We start from the raw sequence: 18,127 nt of genomic DNA, 5'->3' as shown, positions 1-18,127 counted from the left end.
TTCATTTGAAACTACAAATTCCAATCAACAATCTAAAATTATCTAATTACCAAATTATCTCAATTATCTCAATTATCTAATTTGCCCATCTCCATAAACATACCATTTATTGGTAACGAGATGCTGCAGGCCGATTGGTCCTCTTTGGTGCAATTTATCTGTACTTATGGCTAATTCTCCGCCTAAACCAAATTGTCCTCCGTCTGTAAATCGGGTTGAAGCGTTCTGATAAACCGCTGCTGCGTCAATCGCTTCCATAAATTCCTGTGCTGCTTTATCGTCTCGTGTAATAATTACAGCCGAATGTCCGCCGCAATATTTGTTGATTTTTTTGATTGCGTTTTCCTCAGAATCAATCGTTCCTATGACAATTTTATAATCCAGAAACTCTTCGTACCAGATATCTTCATTTTGAAGTGTTTCTGTATCTTCGAAACTTTTCAAAGAGTCATCCACGATAACTTCAACCTTGTGTTCTTTTAATTCTTCGATTAAAATTGCGGTAAAGCCTTCAAAGTTGGGCAATTTTGAATCTATTAAAACTTTATCCACTGCATTGCAAGCCGAGATTTTAGATGTTTTAGCGTTTAAAATTACTTTTAAAGCCAAATCGGTATCGGCTCTTTCATGAACGTAAACAAAATTATTCCCGCGTCCGCTTACAATAACCGGACAAGTAGCGTGTGCTTTTACAAACTCAATTAGTTTTTCTCCTCCTCTCGGAACAATTAAATCTACTTTTTGAGTTGGTTTTTCTAAAAAAGCCTGTGTTTCTGCACGATTATAATTCAGATACTCCACCCACTCTTTTGAAACTCCGTTTTCTTCTAAAGCCTGATGCCATAGGTCCACAATTTTCAAGTTGGATTTTAAAGCTTCTTTTCCGCCTTTTAATAAAATCTTATTTCCGGATTTAAAAGCAATTCCACCTGCTTCAATCGTTACATCGGGACGGGATTCGTAAATAATGAGAATCGTTCCGAAAGCAGCGGTTTTATTGATCACTTTAATTCCATTATCATGCACAAAATGAAAACGTTCTACTCCCACCGGATCTGCCTGGGAAGCCAGTTGATTCAGGGATAAAATCATCTCGTCGACTTTTTTATCATCTACTTTGAGGCGTTCTTCCATTGCTAAATCGGCTCCGTCATACGCTTGCAAATCGGCCTGATTGGTGAGAATTATGCTGCTACGCTCCTGCCCGACCAGCTTTGCCATAGCGCGCAAAACCAGATTTCGCTTTTCAATTGATAATGGATTCATAATTCAGTTGGTTGTTTTTTGGTGGTTTCTTTTTATTGAAACTTATTTTAAACCCGACAGGTTTTAAAAACCTGTCGGGTTTAACGAAATTTAATTTTGTAATTCTTCTAAACTTTCTTTTAAAGCTACGATAAAAGTATCAATGTCTGCTTTTTTGACTGTCAATGGAGGTAAAATTCTTAACAGATTTTTGTTGTTGGCACTTCCTGTAAAAATATGTTTCTCAATAATTAATTTCTTTCTCAATGCCGCAACATCAAAATCAAATTCAATTCCAAGCATTAATCCTTTTCCTTTTACCTTCCTGATTCCCGGAACTTGTTTGATCTGCTCCGTGAAATAGGCCGAAACTTCATTTACATTTTTCTGTAAATCCAGTTTTTCGATTACATCCAGCACTGCAATTCCTGCAGCACAAGACAAATGGCTTCCGCCGAAAGTAGTTCCTAACAATCCGAAACTTGCTTCAAATTTTGGTGCAATTAAAATGGCTCCAACCGGAAAACCATTCCCCATTCCTTTTGCTACCGAAATAATATCAGCAGTGATTCCGTGGTGTTGGAAAGCAAAAAACTTTCCGCTTCTTCCGTATCCTGATTGTACTTCGTCTAAAATCAGAACCACATCATGTTTTTTACAAGCTTTTTCCAAAGCCTGAAAAAACTCTGTTGTGCCCTGATCTAAACCTCCAACGCCCTGAATTCCTTCTATAATTACACTTGAAACATCTCCTTTTTGAAGTTCTGCTTCTACCAATTCAATTTGGTTTAAAGGCAGAAAAGTAACTTCCTGCTGTGCATTTATCGGCGCTACAATTTTCTTGTTATCTGTAACAGCCACTGCAGCAGAAGTTCTTCCATGAAAGGAATTATGAAATGCGATAACTCTGGATTTTCCATTGTGGAAAGATGCTAATTTCAAAGCATTTTCATTGGCTTCAGCACCGGAACTGCACAAAAACAATTCGTAATCTTCCAATCCGGAAAGTTTTCCTAATTTCTGGGCCAATTCTACCTGTAAAGGATTCTGAATAGCATTCGAATAAAACCCCAAATGATCCAGTTGGTTTTTTAATTTGGCTACATAGTCAGGCTGTGTGTGTCCGATAGAAATTACACCGTGACCGCTGTATAAATCTAAGTATTCTGTTCCGTTTTCATCTGTAATTGTGCAGTCTAAGGCTTTTACAGGGGTGATATTATATAGTGGGTATACGTTAAATAAGTTCATTTTCTTGAAGTTAAATGTTATTTGTAAAAAGTTAGAAGTTGCGTAGAGACGTTTGACCTCTAACTTTTAACTTTTTTACTTTTTTTCTAAAATCCGCTTGGTTTCAAATGTAAACCTGTGGTTTCTTCTAATCCGAACATTAAATTCATATTTTGAACGGCCTGTCCGGAGGCGCCTTTGGTTAAGTTGTCAATGACAGAAGTAATTAAAACCCGGTTTCCTTTTTTCAATAAACTAATGATACATTTATTGGTTTGAACGACTTGTTTCATATTGATATTAGTCGTTGTAACGGTCACAAACGGTTCGTTTTGATAGAACTCTTCGTATTTAGACACCAATTGTTCCAGACTATCGTCTGAAAGGGTATATAAGGTTGCAAAAATTCCTCTTGGAAAATCTCCTCTGTTTGGAATAAAAAGCAAGTCACTTTCGAAATCATCCTGCAACTGAACTAAACTTTCTGAAATTTCACCCAAATGCTGGTGTTCAAAAGCTTTATAGTGCGACATATTATTATTTCTCCAGCTAAAATGAGATGTTTCGGAAAGTCCGACTCCTGCACCGGTACTTCCGGTTGTTGCATTGATATGAATATCGTTGTTTAGCAGATTGTTTTTCGCCAAGGGCAATAATGCCAATTGAATAGCAGTGGCAAAACAACCCGGATTTGCAATATAATTGGCGCTTTTAATGTCTGATTTATTCAGTTCCGGTAAACCGTAAATGAAATCTTTGCCTTCGAAATGAGCATCTTTATTCAATCTGAAATCATTTCCCAAATCGATAATTTTGGTATGGCCTGCAAATTGATTTTCCTGTAAAAAAGAAATGGATTTTCCGTGTCCAAGACACAAAAAAACAACATTTACAGTTGGGTTTATAACATCGGTAAAATTCATTTCGATATCTCCCATCAAATCATGGTGCGCCACAGAGAGTGGTTTCCCGGCATTTGTGGTGCTGTAAACAAAATCAATTTTTACATTGGGATGATACATTAATATTCTGATGAGTTCTCCGGCCGTATAGCCCGAACCACCAATGATTCCGACATTAATCATGATCTAAATGATTTACAGATGAAAATATGTTTTGGGCATTTCCCAAAATCTTAATAAACCCTTTTGCATCGTCAGAGGTCCAGGCGTTGTTCATTTCGCCGTACTGACCAAAACCCGTATTCATTAAATCATTATCAGACTCGATTCCGTCAAGCGAAAAATGATAAGGTTTTAAGGAAACCGTAACCACTCCGTTTACTGTTTTTTGTGTGTCTTGCAGGAAAGTTTCAATGTTACGCATAACTGGATCTAAAAACTGACCTTCGTGAAATAACATTCCGTACCAGTTTCCTAATTGCTCTTTCCAGTACTGCTGCCATTTTCCTAAAGTATGTTTCTCTAATAAATGGTGCGCTTTGATTATAATTAAGGGCGCTGCCGCTTCAAAACCAACTCTTCCCTTAATTCCTATAATTGTATCCCCTACGTGGATGTCTCTTCCAATAGCAAAAGCATTTGCTAATTTTTCAAGTGCTACAATATTATTAGATGGCTTATCAAACTGACCGTTTAAACCCACTAATTCTCCCTGTTCAAAATGTAACCTTACTTTTTCTTCTCCTTCTTTTTTCAATTGCGAAGGATAAGCGTCACCCGGCAATGGCTGGCTTGAAGTTAGTGTTTCTTTTCCTCCAACACTGGTTCCCCAAAGTCCTTTATTGATCGAATATTGTGCTTTTTCCCAGGAATAGTGAACACCGTTTTTAGACAAATAATCCACTTCTTCCTGTCTTGAAAGTTTCAAATCTCTAATTGGAGTAATGATTTCAATTTCAGGAGCAATAGTCTGGAAAATCAAATCAAAACGAATCTGATCATTTCCTGCGCCTGTACTTCCGTGCGCAATGGCACTTGCTCCTACTTTTTTAGCATATTTTATGGCTTCGATAGCCTGAAAAACACGCTCTGCACTTACTGACAATGGGTACGTATTGTTTTTTAGTACATTTCCAAAAATCAAATATTTTATAGCTTTATCGTAATATTTATCTACAATAGTCAGGTTGGCATGTTGTGCGCTTCCTAATTCGTAAGCTCTTTTTTCTATAGCTGCCAATTCTTCTGCATCAAATCCTCCTGTATCCACAAGCACAGTATGAACTTCGTATCCTTTTTCATTTTTTAAATATTTCAAACAATACGAGGTATCTAATCCTCCACTATAAGCTAATACAACTTTTTTCATTTTTTATAATTTAAGCTAATACTTTCGTATCCAGCAAGTTTGAGATTTATTTTTAATTTAAATTCTTAAGATAAAAAGCCAATAGAGATTATCTTATTTAAGAATAAAGCTTGTTTAATTTTTTTCAGCCTTTTCAAAACAACTTCATTAAATGGATGTCTTGGCGGATCTTTTTGTTTTTCTTTCGGATCGTAGAGCATTCCGGTACAAAGACACATTTTGTTTTCTTTGCTTTTTAGAATTTCGTAATTCGTACAAGTTTTACAACCGGACCAAAAACTCGGATCTGTTGTAAGTTCTGAGAAAGGTACTGGCTTATAACCTAAATCAGAGTTGATTTTCATTACTGCCAAACCAGTAGTGATACCAAATATTTTGGCATCAGGATATCTTTGCAATGAATAATCGAAAACCTTTGATTTTATTTTTTTTGCCAAACCTAAACTTCTGTAATCCGGGTGTACGATTAAACCGGAATGCGCCACGAATTTTCCGTGCTGCCAACTTTCGATATAACAAAAACCTGCAAATTTTCCATCTGCCAGAGCAATCATCGCGTCACCGCTAGACATTTTTTTCTGAATGTATTCAGGAGTCCTTTTAGCAATCCCCGTGCCTCTTAGCAAAGCCGATGATTCTATTGTATCGCAAATTTCCTGCGCATACTTGAAGTGTTCTTCCTGAGTTACAACAATAGAGATCTTCATTTCAATAATTGAAGTTAGAGTTAAAAATTAAAACATTTTGTTTCGTTTGAAATTTAAAAACCCATCCAATAAAGTTAAGCAAAATAAAGATAACAGACTCTAAATCAAAAACTTGATCATGAGATAATTTTAAACAATAGGTGCTTTCAGGATAGGTTTGTCCAATGGACAAATGATGTGATTTCAAAATAGGAAATGAATATAAATAAATACGCGGCGAAAAACTCGGTGAATACTATAGAGATAGCATCCGTACTTCGGGAGAAGTACCAGGCGAGTTTGTCCGTGACAAAGAAGTTGTATGTAAACTTATTTTATTCATCGATGCAAAAGTACACTATTTTTTTAGTTACAAAACAAAAAAATAAAAATCTAACATTTTTTTAATGTATTGTTAGTTTTGTAAGACGCTAAGATACTAAGGTGCTAAGGTTCTGAGGTTTTTTCAAAGTCTGGAACATACTAATGGCTAAGCAAACCGAAAGTCACCTGAGACTTTGAATGTGACTGAGACTGAGACTGAGACTGAGACTGAGACTGAGACTGAGACTGAAAACTAAAAAACCCGATAGTAACAAATACTATCGGGTTTTTAATATTTAAAAAACTTTATCTTTTAATTCTTAGTAAACGGAATTACTTGTCCATTCCCTAAAACAGTCATGTCAAAAGCCGTTTTAGCTTCGTTAAATTTAAATTTCAAACCAGCTCTGTTGGACTGAAAAGTATCTTTCTCATTTGCAACCGGATCAACAGAAAACTTAGGAAAATTTGTGATTTCTACATTCAGAACACTATTTTTCTCTGTGAATTCAATTTTCAAAGGTGCTTTTGCTGTTGAATAGGTTCCGATATATCCGTCTAAAATAATATCTTTTTCCAGCAAACTTTTCCCTGCTGTCCAGACATTGTTACTTTCGTTATAATCCGGAAAAGCATGATCAGGATCTAAAATTATACTTTCAATTTCTTCGGTAGAATTATGCTTGAAAGACCAGTCATTATTGCGCTGCCAGATTTCTACCGGTAACTTAACTCTGGTTACTTTTCCGCTTTTTGTTTTTACATCCAAAACAATTGGCATTGGCATTTTATCAAAATTTTCCACGGTAATTATAGCTCCCTTTGCAGGATCATTTTTTACATATTTAACAGAATTGATGCCCTGATCAAAACGCCAGTTGTTTACGAACCAGCTTCTCCAGAACCAGCTTAAATCTTCACCTGCAACATTTTCTATTGTTCTGAAAAAATCATCAGGAGTCGGGTGTTTAAAAGCCCAACGCTCTACATAAGTACGCAATGCTTTATCAAAACGTTCTTCTCCAAGCACTTGTTCTCTTAAAATCGTTAAACCGGCACTTGGTTTGAAATAACACAAAGTACCAATATTAGCTTCTTTCATATTATCCGGAGAACTCATAATTGTTTCCAGTGTCGGGCTTGTTAAGCTTTCTGCATCCTGATGTAAATCGGAAGCTTTCTGCTTGTATTCTCCGTTGTTAAAATCAACAGAACTTACTGAGTTGATAAACGTATTAAATCCTTCATCCATCCAGGCAAACAAACGCTCATTTGATCCTACGATCATAGGAAACCAGATATGTCCGAATTCGTGATCTGTAACTCCCCATAAGTCATCCCCTTTAGATTTCCATCCACAGAAAACAATTCCCGGATATTCCATTCCACCCTCATTTCCTGCTACGTTTGTAGCGGCAGGATAAGGATATTCAAACCATCTTTTAGAATAATGTTCAATCGATGATTTTACATATTCCGTCGAACGTCCGTAAGCATCATTACCAGCACTTTCTACCGGATAAGCAGATAGCGCTAATGATTTTTTACCACTTGGCAAGTTTATTTTTGCTCCGTCCAGAATAAAAGCCGGCGAAGATGCCCAGGAGAAATCACGTGCATTTTTAATTTGATAATGCCATGTTTTTTCGGCCGTTGCATTTGTATTTGCTGTTGCAGCTACTTCATCAGCAGAACGAATCATAACCGTTTTATCACTTTGTTCTGCCTCTTTGTAACGTTTCAATTGCGCTGCAGAAAGTACTTCAGCACCATTTAACAATGCTCCCGATGCTACTACATAATGATTGGCAGGTGCTGTAATTTTCACATCAAAATCGCCGTACTCCAGATAAAACTCAGAAGCTCCCAAATAAGGTGCGGTATTCCAGCCTCTCACGTCATCATAAACACACATACGCGGATACCACTGAGCAATTGTAAAAATTTTACCGTTTTTAGTTTCTAAAACCCCCATTCTGTCTGATCCTTCAAAAGGAGCAATGAATGAATATTCGATTTTAATTTTTACAGCTCCTCCCTTTGAAGCCAGTTCTTTCGGAAGGAAAATTTGCATTCTGGTATCTGTCACTATGTATTTTGCAACAGTCTCCGTTTTATCTTTTCCTGTGGAAATTACTTTTACTGATTTAATTTTATTTCCACCATCGAAAACCTGACCCTGAGCACCGTTACGGCTTCCTGTTAAAGGTACAACCGCATTTCCTCTTGAATCTTCCTTGAATAAATTCTGATCTAAATTCAACCATACAAATGACAATTTATCAGGACTGTTATTCGTATATGTAATCTCATCGGTACCGACAAGTTCATTTGTAGTGCCGTTTAGTTTTACTGTTAATTGATAATCTGCTCTGTTCTGCCAGTATTCAACTCCCGGCTGACCACTTGCAGAACGGGTTGGTGTACCATTTTTAGTATAAAAATGCGGTGCGAATGCATCATGGTAGTTGTAGTTATTAACTGGATTTGCTGCTGTTGTAGCTGGCGTTTGTTGCGCCCAAACAGAAGAAATCCCAACAAATAAAGCCATGGTCAATAAGGCTTTTGAGGAATGCTTTTTCATATTTTTTAGCTGTTTATGTAGCAAATTAATGAAAAAAAAAGCTATTTACAGAGAAAACTTAAAGCTTATATTTAATTTTAGCAAAAATTTATTAAAAAAAATAATTTCAGCCATTTGTCCAAAAAACTAAAATTTATAAAATATATTTACAATTAATTAAAAGTAACTTATTTCAATTTTAAGATTTTGAATACAACAATCTCAAATTCAAGTTTAAAAGCTTCAATAAAACATGCCGGAGCTGAATTATTTTCAATAAAAGACCATCAAAATAAAGAATATATCTGGGAAGGTAATCCGGCTTTCTGGGGAAAACACTCTCCAGTACTTTTTCCTATCGTAGGAACTTTAAAAAACAATACCTACACCGTAAATAACAAAGAATATCAGCTGCCAAGACATGGTTTTGCTCGTGATATGGAATTTGAATTAATTGATCAGACACAGAACACTGCTGTTTTTTCGTTACAATCCAACAATGAAACGCTTCAAAAATATCCATTTGAGTTTGAATTACAATTGCTGTATACTTTGGAAGAAAAAGAGCTGATTATTGGCTATAAAGTGATTAATAAAGGAAATACCAAAATTCCATTTTCCATAGGTGCCCACCCTGCCATTGCTTTACCGAATGCTTTTGAAAAATATTCGCTTCAGTTTGAAAAAGAAGAAGTTTTAAAGTATAATCTGCTTGAAAATGATTTAATATCAGATAAAACAAAAGTACTTGAAACTACAACTCATATAGTCCCGTTAAAATATAAGTTATTCGAAAATGATGCTTTGATTTTCAAAACACTGGAATCTAATTCCATGACCATTCTTGAAGATAACAAGCCTTACGTAAAGGTTAATTTTGAAGATTTTCCGAGTTTAGGAATCTGGACCAAAGAACAGGCTCCTTTTGTCTGTATTGAACCCTGGTTTGGTTATTCGGATACAGCCGAAAACTCCGGTGATCTTTTCCAGAAAGAAGGAATTGTTGTTTTAGAAGCAAATCAAACATTCCATTCGAAGTTCAGTATTCAAATATTTTAATACAAAAACATGTTAGAATTTAATTTTACACCATTCCCCGTAATAGAAACAGAACGTTTACTTTTAAAAAGAATTACCAATAGTGATGTGAACGAAATTTTCGAATTACGTTCCAATCCGGAAACAATGAAATATATTCCGAGACCTCTGGTAAAAACTACAGAAGACGCGCTGGGACATATTGCCATGATTGATGATAAAATCGTGACAAACGTCGGGATAAACTGGGGAATTACATTAAAAGACAATCCAAAATTACTTGGGATAATTGGGTATTACAGAATGCAGCCGGAAAATTACCGTGCTGAAATCGGCTATATGTTATTACCTGAATTTCATGGAAAGGGAATTATCCCGGAGGCTGTAAACAAATTAATCCGATATGGTTTTGATGATTTGAAACTGCATTCCATTGAAGCTGTTATTGATCCTGAGAATTTTGCCTCAGAAAAAGTACTGCAAAAATGTGGTTTTGTTAAAGAAGCACATTTAAAAGAAGCAGAATTTTATGAAGGTGTATTTCTGGATAAAGTAATTTATTCATTATTAGATAAATAACTTTTAAAAAAAATATCAGAAAAAATAAATCTTGTTAAAATTATTTTTTACACAACAGTCTGCTGTGGTATTGCGTTATATTTGCACGCAAAATAAGTAATTAAAGCTTATTTTATCCATGAAAAACCACTTTATGAAAAAAGTCTTAATTCTGTTTGTTATTTTCTTATCTGCTCATTCACAAAGTCAGACGTATCTTAAATTTAATACCGCTACGGCCGCGATTCTGGTGCCAAATATAGGTATTGAAACTAGTATTGGAGAAAAAACTACCTTTAGTGTTGACGTTATGGCTTCTTTTTGGGAGTCCTTTAACGGGCACAGTCCAATGAAATTTTACACCCTTACTCCTGAAATTCGTTATCATTTTAAAGAAAAATACAATGGCTTTTACGTTGGACTCCATATGGGACCGGACATCTACGAAATTCAAAAATGGAACTACTGGGAAACCAATAAATATGAACACGGTTTTGGATACAGAGTTGGAGCTACCGTCGGATATAACATCAAATTAAATGACAAATTCCTACTCGATATTTTTGCCGGAGGTGGCTGGCATCAGGGTTTTTATCACGGGTATTATAATGACGGAACTCCGGGCAGATATGAAAAAGCCAAAAACTGGAACAAAAGCGGAGAATGGCTTCCTTATCGCGGAGGCGTGATGCTTTCGTATAAACTAAATTAATTCCTAAACTTAGGGATTGATTTTACGTATAAATCTTCGACCTTTTTTCGTGCCCAATCTGTTTTTCTTAAAAAAGTAAGACTTGATTTTACACTCGGATTTGAAGTGAAACATTTTACAGGAATCAATTCTGCCAAAGTATCAAAACCATAATGGTCTGCTAATTTTTCGACTATAGTTTTTAGCGTAATTCCGTGCAAAGGATCTTTAGATTGATTTTCCATCTTATATTTTTAAATACTATCAAAAAGACCGTACTCTAAAAAGGTACGGTCTTTCTTTTTTTGCAAAATTAGCAAATTGAATCCAATATCATCAATTACCCTTAGAATATAAATTTAAATCCAAAAGAAAGTGGTGAAGTCAGGTTAGGACTGCTTCCTCCCAAAGCGCTATTATAAAACGGATCAACACTGGCAACGTGCGCCAATCCAAAATTAGTTACTGTTGTTTTCTCGCCAGTTTTCGGATCCAGTGTTGTTGAAGTGAAATTAGCCAGGTCATAAGAGAATTCTACAGAGAAGTTTTTAGTCACAAAATAGTCGAATCCTCCGGATAATGATACCCCATACTGTGTAACCTTTAAGTCACTTTGCTTTTCTTTTCCTGTGATAACCGGTGCTGCCAGCTGACCGAAGAAATACAGTGAACCTGCAACATTCCAGTATTTTCTTGCCAATGGTTCGATTACGATTAAATCCGTTTTTGCGGCAGTTCCTTTGTCAGAATCCGATTTTATGTTCATATAACCAAAACCGGCTCCTATAGCAACAGAAGGCGTAACAAACGTTCCTACAATTGGCAATACCGATAAACTTGTATTTTTTACATCTGCTGTTTTAGTTTGCTGGTACCCAAACTGTGATGTGGCAAACCACGCTCCTTTTAATCCCTGATTTACTTCCTGTGCTTTTGCTGTTAAACTAATTAATGCGATACTAATCAGTGCTACAATTTTTTTCATGATAAAGTTTATTTTAAATTACAGAACAAACTTAATCGTAAGATTTTTCCCTTAAACTGATTAAAGTCATAGATTAAAAAAAATATTATTATCTTTAATTTCCTCAAAGTTTTTCATTTTTATTTTACCTTTGCATCTATGCTAAAATCAGTCAATATCCTTAATAAAAGAGCGCGTTTCGATTACGAAATAATCGACACCTATACTGCCGGAATTGTTTTATCCGGAACCGAAATCAAATCTATCCGTCTGGGAAAAGCAAATATTACCGAAAGTTTTTGTGAATTTAGCGGTATCGAGCTTTTCGCCATTAATACCTACATTGAGGAATATACGTTTGGAAATCAGTTCAACCATAAATCCAGAAGCGAGAGAAAATTGCTTTTGAACAAAAAAGAATTAAAAACACTTCATAAAAATGTTCAGGCAAAAGGATTGACGATTGTTCCTTTAAAATTATTTACCAATGAAAAAGGGCTGGCAAAACTGCAAATCGGCCTTTGCAAAGGAAAGAAAAACTACGACAAGCGCGAATCCCTTAAAGAACAGGATACCAAACGTGATCTGGACCGAATTAAAAAAGCTTATAACTAATTTTTTTTTACAAACAACTTTTTATTGCTAGCATTCTTAATTAAACGTACATCCAGGCTAAACTCCCAGATACTACTATACAGCATTTTGTTAGAGAAATGAGAAAAGAAGTTTCCTTTCAATCAAAATAATCAATTTTAAAAAAAGTAATTTCTTTTATGATGTTACTTTTTTTTTCATCTAAAAAAATGACTAATTTTGTCAAGACGATTTAAAGCATAATTAAAAATGAAGACACTTCTTAAAAATGCAAGAGAGCAAAAAGGCTTAAAAACTCGTGAAGTGGCGCAGATTCTGGGCATTGACCAGGCTTTAATAAGTAAATTTGAATCAGGGGCAAGAAAACCAACAAAAGATCAGATTTCTAAACTCGCTCTACTTTTAGAAATTGATTATGAAACTTTGATGATTGCCTGGCTGAAAGAAAAGATTCTTTATGAAATTGGCGATGATGAATTTGCCTTAAAAGCTTTAATGGTAGCCGAGCAGGAAATTAAATACAATAAAACGGTTTCAAAATTAAAAATATCTGCCACTCTGGAAAATCTTTTAAAAGAGATTGATCTTTTAAAAGCAAAATTAGATACGTATCTCCAATTTGACAGTTATAGAATTACTCAGGCTCTTGAATTAGAATATACCTTTGAAAGCAATCGAATAGAAGGAAACACAATGACTTTGCGTGAAACCGATATGGTTATCAACGAAGGTTTAACTATTTCCGGCAAAAGCATGCGGGAACATCTGGAAGCGATTAATCATAACGAAGCCATTGGGTTTATTAAAGATTTGATGCAGAAAAATATTTCCTTAAACGAACGTGATCTTTTGTCCATTCATAATTTAATTCTTCGCAGTATCATCCCGGAAGATGCAGGTCGCTACAGAAAGGTTCAGGTTATGATAAAAGGAAGTTCTCAAATGCCGCCACAGCCCTATATGGTTAGCAAAGCAATGGAAGATTATTTTATTTGGTACGAAATCAATAAGAACAAATTGCATCCTGTTATTTTAGCTGCTGAAATGCATGAACGTCTTGTTACTATTCATCCTTTCATAGATGGAAATGGGCGAACTTCGCGTCTGGTTATGAATTTAATTTTATTGCAAAAAGGGTATATTATTGCCAACATAAAAGGTGATTATGATAGCCGAATGCAATATTATCAAAGTTTGGAAAACGCACAAACCAAAAATAATAAAGAAGATTTTTTACTTTTTATTGCTCAGGTAGAAAAAGAGAATTTAGAACGATACATTAGCATTATTGCCCAATAAAACAAAATTTCACTAACTTACTTCGAATGTAATTTAGTGAAATTTTGTGCTTATACGATCTAATTTTTATCTTCTAATAAAGGAACAAATCGGAATTCTCCAAACTCATGTTTTTCAAATTGCGTTTCATTTTTACGTATTAGCAAAGTCATGATCTGAACGTCTTCCCCTAACGGAATCACCAGCCTTCCTCCTATTTTCAACTGTGCCATAAGAGGCTGTGGAATAAACGGAGCTCCTGCTGTAACAATAATACTGTCAAAAGGCGCGTGATTCGGTAATCCTTTGTAACCATCTCCAAAAGAAAGGTGTTTGGGACGAATATTTAATTTTGGAAATAAATTTGAAGTGGCCTTAAACAATTCGTTTTGTCTTTCAACACTGTAAACCTTGGCTCCCAGCATAAACAAAACTGCCGTCTGATACCCTGAACCGGTACCAATTTCAAGAACTTTATGGTCTTTCTTAACTTCTAATAACTGGGACTGAAAAGCTACCGTATAAGGCTGTGAAATAGTTTGCCCTGCTCCGATAGGAAATGCCTTATCCTGATAAGCATAATCTTCAAAACTGGAGTTAAGAAAAAGGTGTCTCGGGATTTTTTTTATCGCATCCAGAACGGCTCTGTCAGTAATTCCTTTTTGTTCTAAAGTACTTACTAATTGATTACGAAGCCCTTGATGTTTGGCAGTATCTTTCAAAATAGGTAGGTTTTATTTTTGCAAAAATAAGAAAACAAATTATCAAATGTCAACTACTTTTTAATCATTTAATTTCTATTTTTGGTTACGAACTTAAAAGCTAATGAACGTTAACATTTTATGAAAAAAACTATCTTTCTTCTGTCTTTATTTTTTGCGCTGTGGGGCATTTTTTTATCCTTTTTTTTTGTTTTTTTTGATTTCCAGAATTTAACGGAGTTTTTAAATTTTATAGTTTTTAGCAGCAAGCCTTATCATTATTCAGGTATGGATACTTTTATTGTTACAGAAAGAACAAGTCAATATTCATACAAAAGCAGCTCTGTAGCCCTTATAAATTTATTCTTTTATTTGTCTTTTCTTGCAGGTGCCATTATTTATTACTTCTCGAAATATAAAGAAACCAAATTACTGGCTTTTAATTACAGTTTAGTTTTTCTGGATTCTGTAATAAAAATATTTTCTTTTATTGCTTATTTTAATAGTGACAAACTGAGTATTTATGGTGTTACTTATATAGCAATTACATTGTTATACATTTTTATATCCTACCATTTCATAACCAAAAATCTAAATTCTGCTACTATTGACGATAGCAGCCTGACGATTGAAAACAATCTTGAAAACGCCTCGAATTACAAGCGGTTTTTAAATTTATCTATTGATTCTTTTATTATAATCGTTGTTGCTTTTGGTTTTATTGGCTACGCACGACAAAACGATCATCTAACTACTTTTTTCAGCTATTTAAAAACAGCTTTTGGAGCTAAATTTGGAATTCTAATTTTCTTTTCCATTATTAAGTTTCTATACTACCTGATGTTTGAATCTATCTTTAAAAATACACCTGCAAAAATTCTGACAGCTTGCTATGTAACAGATGAGGATGGAAATTCACCTGACTTTTCCATGATTCTAAAACGAACAATATTGAGGTTTATTCCACTGGAAAGCCTATCTTTTTTAATGGGCAAAAATCTACACGACGATTACTCAAACACTTATGTAATCAATAAAAAAAGAGATTTTAAGATCGAAAAAAGATATTTACAAATCTTGTCAGTTAGTTTTCTGATAATGCTGGTTGTCTATTTTTGTAATTTTTCCGAAGGGAATCGTTTTTGAATTTAAAAAACATCAGCATATATTCATGAGGATTCTTATATCACGATTAAATCGCTAAATCTTTAATGCATTAACTTTTACTTTCAACAAATAAATTATATTTTTGTTTAAAATACATTATCATGTTAAAAGTGGGAGTTTTAGGTGCTGGTCATCTTGGTAAAATACATTTACGCTTATTACAACAATCTGACAAGTACGAATTAGTTGGATTTTACGACGAAAATCAGGAAAATGCCGAAAGAATTTCAAAAGAATTTGGCTATAAAAACTTCAGCACTATTGCAAAATTAATTCACGCTGTTGATGTAATCGACATTGTAACGCCAACGCTTTCACATTATAAATGTGCCAAAGTAGCGATCAAATCCGGAAAACATATTTTTATAGAAAAACCTATTGCTAATACTGTTGATGAAGCCGAAGAAATTATTGCTTTAGCCAAAGAGTACAACGTAAAAGGTCAGGTAGGTCATGTGGAGCGCTTTAATCCGGCTTTTATTGCGACCAAAAATATGATCGAAAATCCGATGTTTATAGAAACGCATCGTTTAGCTGAATTTAATCCGCGTGGTACTGATGTCCCTGTAGTTTTAGATTTAATGATTCACGATATCGATGCGATTTTAAGTGTTGTAAATTCAAAAGTAAAAAATATTAATGCGAGTGGTGTTTCGGTAATCAGTGAAACACCGGATATTGCGAATGCCAGAATTGAATTCGAAAATGGATGTGTCGCTAATTTAACAGCAAGCAGAATTTCGATGAAAAATATGCGTAAAACCCGTTTTTTCCAAAGAGATGCCTACATTTCGGTTGACTTTTTAGAGAAAAAATGTGAAGTAGTCCGCATGAAAGATGCTCCTGAAGTTCCGGGAGATTTTGATATGATCCTGCAAAATGCCGAAGGTGTTAAAAAACAGATTTATTTCACTAATCCTGATGTGGAGCAAAACAATGCCATTTTAGATGAACTGGAATCCTTCGCAAATGCCATTAATACCGACACTACGCCAATTGTAACACTGGAACAAGCTACTGACGCTTTACGGGTAGCTTATCAAATCATAGATTGTTTCGAAAAATAATACAAAAAAACAGAACTCTTATTTTTAAGGTTTAAAGTTGGCTTAAAACCCGCTTTAAACCTTAACTTTTAAAATTTAAATACCAAAATTAAATGAAAACTATAGCTGTAATTGGTGCAGGAACAATGGGTAACGGAATTGCCCATACTTTTGCACAAAGTGGTTTTGTTGTAAAACTAATTGACGTTTCTGAGAAATCATTAGACAAAGGAATGGCAACTATTGCCGCCAATCTGGACCGAATGCTGGCAAAAGGAACCATTTCTGCCGAAGACGTTGCTAAAACAATCACAAATATTATTACTTATACCGATATAAAAGATGGTGTAGTTGGCGCTGATTTGGTAGTGGAAGCTGCCACAGAAAATGTAGAATTAAAATTGAACATTTTCAAACAATTAAATGAAGCTTGTTCGCATAATACCATTTTAGCAACGAATACTTCTTCTATTTCCATCACACAAATCGGAGCTGTAGTGGCACATCCGGAAAGAGTAATCGGAATGCATTTTATGAATCCGGTGCCGATTATGAAATTGGTAGAAATCATCCGCGGATACAATACCAGCGATGAAGTAACAAAAACCATTATGGATTTATCTGAGAAATTGGGTAAAACTCCTGTTGAAGTAAACGATTATCCTGGTTTTGTGGCCAACAGAATTCTGATGCCTATGCTAAACGAGGCCATTGAAACGTTATACAATAAAGTGGCCGGTGTTTACGAAATTGACACGGTAATGAAATTAGGAATGGGACACCCAATGGGACCGCTTCAATTAGCTGATTTTATTGGCCTTGATGTTTGTCTGGCTATTTTGAACGTAATGTACGAAGGTTTCAAAAATCCTAAATATGCTCCTTGTCCGTTATTAGTAAATATGGTAAGAGCAGGCAAATTAGGCGTAAAATCCGGAGAAGGTTTTTATGATTACAGTGAAAGTAAAAAGGCAGAGAAAATCGCTAAGCAATTTATCCTTTCATAAAAAAGAAAAAAGCATGTCAATCGCATCAAATTTAGATTCTATTAAAGCTTCTTTGCCGGAAAACGTAACTTTAGTGGCCGTTTCCAAAACAAAGCCTGTAGCCGATTTAATGGAGGCTTACGAAAACGGTCAGCGCATTTTTGGAGAAAACAAAATCCAGGAAATGGCCGATAAACACGAACAAATGCCAAAAGATATTCAATGGCATATGATTGGCCATGTACAAACGAATAAGGTCAAATTTATGGCTCCGTTTGTAAGTTTGATTCATGGGGTTGACAGTCTGAAATTATTGCAGGAAATCAACAAACAGGCATTAAAAAACAATAGAATTATCGATTGTCTGCTTCAAATACATATTGCTGAAGAAGAAACTAAATTTGGTTTGGATGAAAACGAATTGAATTTACTTTTATCTTCGCCAGAATTCAAAGAGATGAAAAATATTCGTATCTTAGGATTAATGGGCATGGCAACATTTACAGAAGACCAAAACCAGATTAAAAAAGAATTTACACATTTAAAGTCTATTTTTGACTCATTAAAAAATAGTGAGGGATATGGTAAAGACGCACTGCAGTACGTCTCTACTATTTCCATGGGAATGTCCGGCGATTACCAACTTGCCATTGAATGCGGAAGCACCATGGTCCGTATTGGAAGCAGCATTTTTGGAAGTCGCTAATAATTTCATTACATAATTATCTATCGTAAGACACACTGCTGTGTTTCTCTACAACAAACTGAATACTGACACTGAATAC

18 protein-coding genes are annotated in these 18,127 nt (G+C 34.9%); 9 read left to right on the top strand and 9 right to left on the bottom strand.

Features of this window, described 5'->3' with window-relative positions; all coding sequences use genetic code 11:
* Positions 1 to 72: 72 nt before the first annotated feature.
* From GJU43_RS06505 to GJU43_RS06480, 6 genes are all read right to left on the bottom strand, one after another.
* On the bottom strand, positions 73 to 1,266 hold the full coding sequence (locus tag GJU43_RS06505; protein WP_154339979.1) for a glutamate-5-semialdehyde dehydrogenase: 1,194 nt from the start codon (positions 1,264 to 1,266) through the stop codon (positions 73 to 75).
* A 90-nt stretch (positions 1,267 to 1,356) separates the two neighbouring features.
* Positions 1,357 to 2,496, bottom strand: coding sequence for an aspartate aminotransferase family protein (locus GJU43_RS06500; RefSeq protein ID WP_154339978.1), 1,140 nt, complete (start codon positions 2,494 to 2,496; stop codon positions 1,357 to 1,359).
* Between the two features lie 86 nt (positions 2,497 to 2,582).
* Positions 2,583 to 3,560: an N-acetyl-gamma-glutamyl-phosphate reductase gene (gene argC / locus GJU43_RS06495; RefSeq protein WP_154339977.1), complete on the bottom strand. Its 978-nt coding sequence runs from the start codon at positions 3,558 to 3,560 to the stop codon at positions 2,583 to 2,585.
* Entirely contained in the window at positions 3,553 to 4,746 is a 1,194-nt protein-coding gene (locus GJU43_RS06490; RefSeq protein ID WP_154339976.1) for an argininosuccinate synthase, read from the bottom strand. Before GJU43_RS06490 ends, argC begins: the two co-directional genes overlap by 8 nt.
* A gap of 65 nt (positions 4,747 to 4,811) precedes the next feature.
* Entirely contained in the window at positions 4,812 to 5,453 is a 642-nt protein-coding gene (locus GJU43_RS06485; RefSeq protein WP_154339975.1) for a GNAT family N-acetyltransferase, read from the bottom strand.
* Between the two features lie 616 nt (positions 5,454 to 6,069).
* Positions 6,070 to 8,340: a M1 family metallopeptidase gene (locus GJU43_RS06480; RefSeq protein ID WP_154339974.1), complete on the bottom strand. Its 2,271-nt coding sequence runs from the start codon at positions 8,338 to 8,340 to the stop codon at positions 6,070 to 6,072.
* Between the two features lie 186 nt (positions 8,341 to 8,526).
* On the opposite strand from GJU43_RS06480, the gene GJU43_RS06475 reads away from it, so the two are divergent.
* The 3 genes from GJU43_RS06475 (at position 8,527) to GJU43_RS06465 (ending at position 10,627) form a co-directional block, all read left to right on the top strand.
* Complete coding sequence (locus GJU43_RS06475; protein ID WP_154339973.1) at positions 8,527 to 9,378, top strand: aldose 1-epimerase family protein; 852 nt, start codon at positions 8,527 to 8,529, stop codon at positions 9,376 to 9,378.
* A 9-nt stretch (positions 9,379 to 9,387) separates the two neighbouring features.
* Entirely contained in the window at positions 9,388 to 9,936 is a 549-nt protein-coding gene (locus tag GJU43_RS06470) for a GNAT family N-acetyltransferase (protein WP_154339972.1), read from the top strand.
* A 133-nt stretch (positions 9,937 to 10,069) separates the two neighbouring features.
* Entirely contained in the window at positions 10,070 to 10,627 is a 558-nt protein-coding gene (locus GJU43_RS06465) for a DUF3575 domain-containing protein (RefSeq protein ID WP_154339971.1), read from the top strand.
* Here GJU43_RS06465 and GJU43_RS06460 read toward each other — a convergent pair.
* Entirely contained in the window at positions 10,624 to 10,851 is a 228-nt protein-coding gene (locus tag GJU43_RS06460; RefSeq protein ID WP_154339970.1) for a VF530 family DNA-binding protein, read from the bottom strand. The genes GJU43_RS06465 and GJU43_RS06460 overlap by 4 nt on opposite strands.
* A gap of 101 nt (positions 10,852 to 10,952) precedes the next feature.
* Complete coding sequence (locus GJU43_RS06455) at positions 10,953 to 11,591, bottom strand: outer membrane beta-barrel protein (protein WP_154339969.1); 639 nt, start codon at positions 11,589 to 11,591, stop codon at positions 10,953 to 10,955.
* A gap of 138 nt (positions 11,592 to 11,729) precedes the next feature.
* Between GJU43_RS06455 and smpB the strand changes: the two genes are divergently transcribed.
* The gene (smpB, locus tag GJU43_RS06450) at positions 11,730 to 12,185 is read left to right on the top strand and encodes an SsrA-binding protein SmpB (RefSeq protein WP_047776350.1); all 456 of its coding nucleotides are present in this window, start codon (positions 11,730 to 11,732) and stop codon (positions 12,183 to 12,185) included.
* Positions 12,186 to 12,413: 228 nt separating this feature from the next.
* On the top strand, positions 12,414 to 13,463 hold the full coding sequence (locus GJU43_RS06445; protein ID WP_154339968.1) for a Fic family protein: 1,050 nt from the start codon (positions 12,414 to 12,416) through the stop codon (positions 13,461 to 13,463).
* A 59-nt stretch (positions 13,464 to 13,522) separates the two neighbouring features.
* Here GJU43_RS06445 and GJU43_RS06440 read toward each other — a convergent pair whose 3' ends face one another.
* Entirely contained in the window at positions 13,523 to 14,164 is a 642-nt protein-coding gene (locus GJU43_RS06440) for a protein-L-isoaspartate(D-aspartate) O-methyltransferase (protein WP_154339967.1), read from the bottom strand.
* 267 nt (positions 14,165 to 14,431) lie between these two features.
* On the opposite strand from GJU43_RS06440, the gene GJU43_RS06435 reads away from it, so the two are divergent.
* The 4 genes from GJU43_RS06435 (at position 14,432) to GJU43_RS06420 (ending at position 18,048) form a co-directional block, all read left to right on the top strand.
* Positions 14,432 to 15,289, top strand: a complete 858-nt coding sequence (locus GJU43_RS06435) for an RDD family protein (RefSeq protein WP_195760026.1) — start codon at positions 14,432 to 14,434, stop codon at positions 15,287 to 15,289.
* 122 nt (positions 15,290 to 15,411) lie between these two features.
* Positions 15,412 to 16,377, top strand: a complete 966-nt coding sequence (locus GJU43_RS06430) for a Gfo/Idh/MocA family protein (protein WP_154339965.1) — start codon at positions 15,412 to 15,414, stop codon at positions 16,375 to 16,377.
* A 92-nt stretch (positions 16,378 to 16,469) separates the two neighbouring features.
* On the top strand, positions 16,470 to 17,363 hold the full coding sequence (locus tag GJU43_RS06425; RefSeq protein WP_154339964.1) for a 3-hydroxyacyl-CoA dehydrogenase family protein: 894 nt from the start codon (positions 16,470 to 16,472) through the stop codon (positions 17,361 to 17,363).
* Between the two features lie 13 nt (positions 17,364 to 17,376).
* Complete coding sequence (locus GJU43_RS06420; RefSeq protein WP_154339963.1) at positions 17,377 to 18,048, top strand: YggS family pyridoxal phosphate-dependent enzyme; 672 nt, start codon at positions 17,377 to 17,379, stop codon at positions 18,046 to 18,048.
* Positions 18,049 to 18,127 lie beyond the last annotated feature (79 nt).

This window comes from Flavobacterium sp. LC2016-23, from assembly GCF_009674775.1.
Taxonomy (GTDB): domain Bacteria; phylum Bacteroidota; class Bacteroidia; order Flavobacteriales; family Flavobacteriaceae; genus Flavobacterium.
The sequence above is the reverse complement of the archived record's forward strand: the minus strand, read 5'-3'. Positions and strand labels throughout refer to the sequence as shown.

Bases quoted from the DNA above. Each gene is read 5' to 3' on its own strand.
- GJU43_RS06505 (WP_154339979.1), bottom strand. From the start codon at position 1,266: ATGAATCCATTATCAATTGAAAAGCGAAATCTGGTTTTGCGCGCTATG.
- GJU43_RS06500 (WP_154339978.1), bottom strand. From the start codon at position 2,496: ATGAACTTATTTAACGTATACCCACTATATAATATCACCCCTGTAAAA.
- argC (WP_154339977.1), bottom strand. From the start codon at position 3,560: ATGATTAATGTCGGAATCATTGGTGGTTCGGGCTATACGGCCGGAGAA.
- GJU43_RS06490 (WP_154339976.1), bottom strand. From the start codon at position 4,746: ATGAAAAAAGTTGTATTAGCTTATAGTGGAGGATTAGATACCTCGTAT.
- GJU43_RS06485 (WP_154339975.1), bottom strand. From the start codon at position 5,453: ATGAAGATCTCTATTGTTGTAACTCAGGAAGAACACTTCAAGTATGCG.
- GJU43_RS06480 (WP_154339974.1), bottom strand. From the start codon at position 8,340: ATGAAAAAGCATTCCTCAAAAGCCTTATTGACCATGGCTTTATTTGTT.
- GJU43_RS06470 (WP_154339972.1), top strand. From the start codon at position 9,388: ATGTTAGAATTTAATTTTACACCATTCCCCGTAATAGAAACAGAACGT.
- GJU43_RS06465 (WP_154339971.1), top strand. From the start codon at position 10,070: ATGAAAAAAGTCTTAATTCTGTTTGTTATTTTCTTATCTGCTCATTCA.
- GJU43_RS06460 (WP_154339970.1), bottom strand. From the start codon at position 10,851: ATGGAAAATCAATCTAAAGATCCTTTGCACGGAATTACGCTAAAAACT.
- GJU43_RS06455 (WP_154339969.1), bottom strand. From the start codon at position 11,591: ATGAAAAAAATTGTAGCACTGATTAGTATCGCATTAATTAGTTTAACA.
- smpB (WP_047776350.1), top strand. From the start codon at position 11,730: ATGCTAAAATCAGTCAATATCCTTAATAAAAGAGCGCGTTTCGATTAC.
- GJU43_RS06445 (WP_154339968.1), top strand. From the start codon at position 12,414: ATGAAGACACTTCTTAAAAATGCAAGAGAGCAAAAAGGCTTAAAAACT.
- GJU43_RS06435 (WP_195760026.1), top strand. From the start codon at position 14,432: ATGGATACTTTTATTGTTACAGAAAGAACAAGTCAATATTCATACAAA.
- GJU43_RS06430 (WP_154339965.1), top strand. From the start codon at position 15,412: ATGTTAAAAGTGGGAGTTTTAGGTGCTGGTCATCTTGGTAAAATACAT.
- GJU43_RS06425 (WP_154339964.1), top strand. From the start codon at position 16,470: ATGAAAACTATAGCTGTAATTGGTGCAGGAACAATGGGTAACGGAATT.
- GJU43_RS06420 (WP_154339963.1), top strand. From the start codon at position 17,377: ATGTCAATCGCATCAAATTTAGATTCTATTAAAGCTTCTTTGCCGGAA.